Here is a 5,687-nt window from a genome sequence, read left to right as displayed (position 1 = left end):
GAGTCCTCTCACCGGCATCTATTTCGGGATGTAGCTCAGCTTGGTAGAGCACCTGGTTTGGGACCAGGGGTTCGCATGTTCAAATCGTGTCATCCCGATAACCTTTCCCTATGTGTAAAGGGTAAACGGTAAAGGCAAAAGGCTATCGGGTTACAAATTTACCTGCTGGATTTGAAGAGCACCTCCTAGTGTAGACATTGGAACAAACCTCTTGGATTGTCCGATGCATGCTAGGGGGTGCATTTTTATGTGAGTCTATATAAGTTGAACGAAAGAAGATAGCAATCAAAGTCGAACGCATAGGCGGTCAATGATAGCATGAGGATGTTTCATGATTTCATCTATAAACTGCCCAACACGCAGACGGATTTCGGTAACGGTGGAATAGAACACATTATTGATAACACTCGATTTAAGCCATTTCCAGAGTCCTTCCACGATGTTCAACTGAGGACTGTACGGCGGCAGAAACACCAGTTCAAGCCGACCTTTCTGTTCTTCCAGAAAAGGTTGCAGCAGCTTCGCATGATGAATTCGGGCGTTGTCTAATACGATGACGATGCTTCCCGCAGGGTAAGCAGAAAGAACCTTCTGAAGAAATGTCAAAAAGGTTTCGGCGGTATGTTCGTCTTCCTGCCAAACGATTCGTCCCGTCCTATAGTCAACCGTCGCGAGTAACTTGACCCCGCGATGCTTTCCCGTGGTTGGAATGATTCGTTGCTTCCCACGAAGAAACCAGGTTTTCTGAATCGCTTGATAGTCCCGAATCATGGATTCATCCTCGAACAGTAAGTGATCGTTCTCATGGTTCAGTAGCTTTTTTTCAAATCGGGAAAAGTCATTTCAGCAAACTGACGTTGCTTTTCGGGATCTGCTGCCGCAAGTGTGAAAGTTGGCTTCGTATAGCTCAGTCCTAAGCGTTCCATCACTTTGGAGATGCCTCGAAGCGAGTAGCGGTGGCCCCATTCTCGTTCCACATACGTGGCAATGAGCTCAAGCGTCCAGTTATGCTTGGCCGTAAACCCAACCTCATGGGGGACCGAATAGGCGACGGTCTGTTTCAACTGATCTTGCTGCTCCTTAGTCAACCGAGTAGGAGCACCCGATGAGTGCTTGAGTTGCAAGGCTGCCAAGCCGCCGTTTTCGTACGTATGAATGTAACTGCTCACCGTCATTCGGTTTCGATTCAGAATGTCAGCGATCGCCGTCATGGGTGTGCCTTTCAAATGCAAATAGATGGCTTGATAGCGTTCATACATTCGGCGTTCTTTGGCTTGTTTCATGGCTGCTTTTACATGTTCCAGTTCGATATGCTGTTCCATTTGTGTTCCCCACTTGTCCTTTTCTTGATCTATTTCTAATTCGACAAATGGTCCGTTTTTCCTTGCCAGGGTTTGCTAAACACTTTGATTCAACTTATATAGTTTGATGCTTCATTTCTTTCAACAGGTATCGTAGTGACCAGATCATCATAAGTACGGTGAATATCTTGATAGGAACGTCTTTTCACCTTGATATCCATCTGATACGAATGGGAAGCGGTCTCCAGTTCAAATGATACGTCTCGTTCACATTGTACGGACATACTCGTTACAAACCCCATGGAGCAGTCCTCTCAGCGATTGTCCCTGATCATCCAACTGACGAATCACAACCGGATCCTGCTCCATATTATGTCCAATGCATGCAGTTCCTTGTTCTTCGGAGAGCATACCACTAATATGTAATGATTGGAGTCTTACTGAAACCGAAAAAGAGCAGCATACTTGCTGATCTATAAACGAAGTACCTCTATATGACAATTATAAAGAGAACGTACTGAAAAGGCTTGCGAATGGGCTATTAATATATATCTTAGTTGATAAAAGTAACAATAATAAACGGATAGGCAAGATCCAGCTTTTTGACTATAATTCTAGAAAAGCGCCGAGATCGGATACATATAATCAAGCATCCATAAAATTATTAGAAAAATTCCAATTTAAGATGGAGGGAACTTATCGAGAGCATTATTGGTGAAGTATATCCCTTCTATCACCTTGACATACGTTGAATGCTACGTGAGGATTGAAAGGCTGAAAGATTGATGAATAGGGATTCGCAATTAATAGTTTAGTGTGATCCTTGAGAAGATAAAAAAGATATTTATACAATATTGAGGTTTTAATGAAAGATGAGGGTTCATGCTATGCCAAAAAACGATAATATGCTGGCAATTCTATGGATGCTGAATTCGGGCGTAAAAATGACTGCAAAACAAATATCCGAAAAGTTAGAAATAAATATAAGGACGGTTTATCGGTATATTGATGCACTATGTGCCAGTGGAGTGCCCATAATATCCGACACAGGTCATAATGGCGGGTATAGCTTGCTGAATAATTTTATCAGAGCACCTCTGCTATTTGATATTGAAGAAAAAAAGGCACTCCTTCATGCTGCTGTTTTTGCAAAAGAAGCCGGATACCCTTTGAGTGAGGCATTAGACAATGCGACATCAAAATTGAAAATGTATTCGAGTCAGGAGCAGGAAAGTATACTTAGCCGTCATTTAGCCGGATTTGAAGTTATAAACCGCATGGGAGGCCCTTCTGTTCAGCCGGTATTGGCAGAATTAGAGCAGGCTGTAGCAAACGAATTCTCTGTAGAAATTGATTATCGGACAAGCTATGAAGAACAACCAAAGAACCGGGTGATAGACCCCTATGGAATGGTCTACTGGAACAATAAATGGTACACAGTTGCATTTTGTCATCTAAGGAATGAGATCCGCAGCTTTCGGACAGATCGAATTTTACAAATCAAGCGCACTCGAATCATATTTAAGCGTTCGGAAGCCTTTTCGGCCCGTGAATTTTTTATGCAGAATCTGTTACCTGATTTAGTGGGCAAGGATGGGTTAATTTCTTTAATTATTGGAGGCAGGTCAGGAGCATTGGATGACTTATGCCTGCATTGGTTTTTGGGGCATCATCTGAAAGAGCGGACATCAAATCAAGCAGTATTTTTGCTTGAGGAAAAATCAATTCATACCCATGTCCCTTATTTTCTCCTATCCTATGGAAAATCCATTCAAGTAATCGAACCACAGAGTTTAAAGGAAAAACTTGTTGCTGTTGCGTCGGAGTTAATGGAATATTATCAACTTTAATAGCTTCACTGACAGCAGATGTCAGTGAAGCTATTTTATAATGATGACAATCATTGATTACCGATGGTGGTTGGTAGCACTTGATGAATTGTAAAATAAGGAGAACTTGCAAATGAATAATACGGTATTTCTTTATGTGTTTGATACAATGGCAGACTGGGAAATAGGTTACTTAACTGCCGAACTGAACTCGGGAAGATATTATAAAAAGGGGCTGGCCCCATCAAAAATAGTTACCGTGGGAATTGAAAAGACGCCTGTAACTACAATGGGCGGATTGAAAATACTGCCTGACATCAAACTGGATGAGTGTAGCATTGAAAGCACAGATACATTGATTTTACCCGGTGGAGATACATGGACAGAAACAATTCACCAACCCATCTTAAAAATCGTTGAGAGGTGTTTAAAGGAAGGTATATGGGTTGCAGCGATTTGTGGTGCTACCATGGGACTTGCCCAGACAGGATTGCTAAATTCGCGTTGGCATACAAGTAATGATCTGGAATACCTTAAAATGGTCTGTCCCACATACACGGGCGAAAAGTATTACAAAATGGAGTCTGTTGTAACTGATGGAAAACTGATCACTGCATCTGGAACAGCTCCGTTGGAATTTTGCGTACACGTTTTGAAAGCTCTGGGTGTGTTTTCTTCTAAAACATTAGAAGCCTGGTATAGTCTAAATAAGACTCATGCATCCAAATATTACTATGAGTTGATGAATTCAATTGAATGAAGATACAAGCACTAAATTGAACTATTACGATCATTTAAAGGAGAAGCTAAAATGACTGAAAGCAGAGAATATGTAGGAGTTTCAGGTAAATATACAAAGAAGGGAATAAAATACCCAACGGCTTCACATCGATTACCCCTTTTATTACGGTGGATAATCCTTCAAAAGCAATAGAGTTCTATAAAACTGTTTTCAATGCAAGGGTTAAGGATATTACCGAATATTCTGATGAGAATGGCAATAAAATAATTGTTCATGCTGAATTAGATTTTGGAAATGGTTTTTTGCAGCTGGGAGCAGCGAATCCGACATATACCAGTTGCGAACTTTGTTTCAGGTGATCGATTCGGAAGTATATTGGATCCTTGCGGAGTAAGATGGTCTATTATGACTAGGATCGAAACGGATTTACGTTATTGTTACATAATGAGAGCCAGCTATACTTTTATTGTATGCTGTCGCAACACCCAGAAAAATTAAAATAAAGGTGAGTCATCTTTTCGATACACACCTTTATTTTGATTGAGAATTATTGTCCAATGAGTTTTAAGATTTGTGTGTAAGCATTTTTATAAAGATCAGGGCTAGGATCTTCTCCTATTATTTTGGGCACGTCAAATTCAGACAATACGAAATAGTGTTTGGGTTGAACTTCATGCCTTGCTAAGCAACTCTTGCAACAGGACAAGGGACAGCCATCAATTGCAATGATGTCACGTCCCGATTTTGCTGTTCTTACAAGTGGTTTGACGTCACCACCAACACCAGCGATGCAGGACATTTCAGCGACTTTTCCTCGATCCATTTTTATAGCGATCATATTAGCGGTTTGTGCTGCGGAGGAACATCCAGAACATGAATAGACAAGCGGTAAATCAGTTCTTTTCATCTTTGTACACTTCCCTGTTTTTTCTTTGTGATCCATCACGATATTTTTGACTTTAGATAAAACATAAATTAAATTGTTTGTATTTTAACTTAAATTTACAGGTTAGACCGTGATAATGATCACGACCATTTTCCGAAAGTTACCAGTATACTTTTCATACAAGTAAACTTTTCTTACAAGAAGGGGAGCTTCCAGCAATGAGAAGCTCCTCGTCGTTCGTTTCAGCGCTATCAATGAAAATAATTCTGCACTACAGTCCGTATTCCTCTTTATAGCAAATAATAGAAAATTAGAGCAAAATATGATAAAGCTATAATAAAAAAGGAGTGCCTTTCTATGAAAAAAGAAAAAAGACAACGATTAATTAAGCAATTGGTGAGCGAATATGAAATAGAAACACAAGAGAGGTTAGTAGAATTGTTGGCTGAACAAAATGTAATGGTAACACAAGCTACGATTTCACGGGATATCCGTGAGCTGAAATTAATAAAAATAGCTTCTCCGAAAGGATTTATGATATATAATGTTTCCTCAGAAATGCCATTGCAAACGGATTTGAAGTTGAAGAAGAAGTTAAAAGAAGTTGTTGTCAAGATTGATTATATCAATCAATTAACGATTATAAAAACGTTGCCCGGCAATGCAAATGTTATCGGTGTTTTATTAGATAATTCAAATTGGAGAGAAATGGTAGGGTGTGTATGTGGGAATGATACGTGCCTTGTCATTTCGCAAACCCTATCGGATCGAAGGATTTTAGAAGAAAGACTTAATTTAATTTTTAGATAAATGAGCTGGTAGATTGTCAAGTGAGAATACGAGGTTACTTGAATTTAGGAATTAAAGAGTGTAGGATGCCCGAATTTGAACAGGCCGTAGCTGTGATGTATCTTGTTGGTTCAAGCATC

5 protein-coding genes, 1 tRNA gene and 2 pseudogenes are annotated in these 5,687 nt (G+C 40.0%); 5 read left to right on the top strand and 3 right to left on the bottom strand.

Annotated features, from left to right (window positions below; all coding sequences use genetic code 11):
- The first annotated feature begins 24 nt into the window (after positions 1-24).
- A tRNA-Pro gene (locus JO375_RS12490) sits at positions 25-98 on the top strand.
- Positions 99-285: 187 nt separating this feature from the next.
- Here the strand turns inward: JO375_RS12490 and JO375_RS12485 are convergent.
- Positions 286-1,322, bottom strand: a protein-coding gene (locus JO375_RS12485; RefSeq protein ID WP_267497689.1) for an IS630 family transposase whose coding sequence is annotated in 2 segments (ribosomal slippage) — positions 286-822 and positions 825-1,322 — 1,035 coding nt in all. Because the reading frame shifts where the segments join, the coding sequence is not laid out codon by codon here.
- 128 nt (positions 1,323-1,450) lie between these two features.
- Positions 1,451-1,712, bottom strand: a pseudogene (locus JO375_RS12480) (adhesin); the annotation flags it as partial.
- Positions 1,713-2,188: 476 nt separating this feature from the next.
- On the opposite strand from JO375_RS12480, the gene JO375_RS12475 reads away from it, so the two are divergent.
- From JO375_RS12475 to JO375_RS12465, 3 genes and pseudogenes are all read left to right on the top strand, one after another.
- Positions 2,189-3,151, top strand: coding sequence for a helix-turn-helix transcriptional regulator (locus JO375_RS12475; RefSeq protein ID WP_229524769.1), 963 nt, complete (start codon positions 2,189-2,191; stop codon positions 3,149-3,151).
- Positions 3,152-3,263: 112 nt separating this feature from the next.
- On the top strand, positions 3,264-3,890 hold the full coding sequence (locus JO375_RS12470; RefSeq protein WP_229524768.1) for a type 1 glutamine amidotransferase family protein: 627 nt from the start codon (positions 3,264-3,266) through the stop codon (positions 3,888-3,890).
- Positions 3,891-3,941: 51 nt separating this feature from the next.
- Positions 3,942-4,370: pseudogene (locus JO375_RS12465) on the top strand (VOC family protein).
- Between the two features lie 49 nt (positions 4,371-4,419).
- Here JO375_RS12465 and JO375_RS12460 read toward each other — a convergent pair.
- Complete coding sequence (locus tag JO375_RS12460; RefSeq protein ID WP_229524767.1) at positions 4,420-4,779, bottom strand: putative zinc-binding protein; 360 nt, start codon at positions 4,777-4,779, stop codon at positions 4,420-4,422.
- A gap of 336 nt (positions 4,780-5,115) precedes the next feature.
- On the opposite strand from JO375_RS12460, the gene argR reads away from it, so the two are divergent.
- On the top strand, positions 5,116-5,568 hold the full coding sequence (argR, locus tag JO375_RS12455; RefSeq protein ID WP_229524766.1) for an arginine repressor: 453 nt from the start codon (positions 5,116-5,118) through the stop codon (positions 5,566-5,568).
- The last annotated feature ends 119 nt before the right edge of the window (positions 5,569-5,687 follow it).

Origin of the sequence: Paenibacillus farraposensis, assembly GCF_020736845.1 — a bacterium.
GTDB classification, from domain to species: Bacteria; Bacillota; Bacilli; order Paenibacillales; family Paenibacillaceae; genus Paenibacillus; species Paenibacillus farraposensis.
The sequence above is the reverse complement of the archived record's forward strand: the minus strand, read 5'-3'. Positions and strand labels throughout refer to the sequence as shown.

Coding starts and splice junctions, on each gene's coding strand:
- JO375_RS12470 (WP_229524768.1), top strand. CDS start 3,264: ATGAATAATACGGTATTTCTTTATGTGTTTGATACAATGGCAGACTGG.
- JO375_RS12475 (WP_229524769.1), top strand. CDS start 2,189: ATGCCAAAAAACGATAATATGCTGGCAATTCTATGGATGCTGAATTCG.
- argR (WP_229524766.1), top strand. CDS start 5,116: ATGAAAAAAGAAAAAAGACAACGATTAATTAAGCAATTGGTGAGCGAA.
- JO375_RS12460 (WP_229524767.1), bottom strand. CDS start 4,779: ATGAAAAGAACTGATTTACCGCTTGTCTATTCATGTTCTGGATGTTCC.